The following is a 259-nucleotide window of genomic DNA, read 5'->3' on the forward strand; positions in this document are numbered from 1 at the left end:
CTGTTCCCGATCGCGGAAGTGCTGCAGTACCTCGGCTTCGCGGACGTGCGCGAAGGTGACGTGTTCCTGACGCCGCCGGGGCGCGTGTTCGCGGAATTCGGTACGCAGGAGCGCAAGCTGATGTTCGCGGATCACCTGCTGAAGCACGTGCCGCTCGCCGCGCGGATCAAGAAGGTGCTGAACGAGCGTCCGGGGCACCGCGCGCCGCGCGTGCGCTTCGAGCAGGAGCTCGAGGACTTCCTGTCGGACGGCGCGGCCG

At 68.7% G+C, this 259-nt stretch carries 1 protein-coding gene; it reads left to right on the top strand.

Annotated features, from left to right (window positions below; translation table 11 throughout):
* On the top strand, window positions 1-259 hold a 259-nt coding region (locus AC1RPY_RS08025), incomplete at both ends, for an AAA-associated domain-containing protein (protein ID WP_481763157.1).

This window comes from Dellaglioa sp. CoH-56-MRSF-12 (assembly GCF_056782075.1).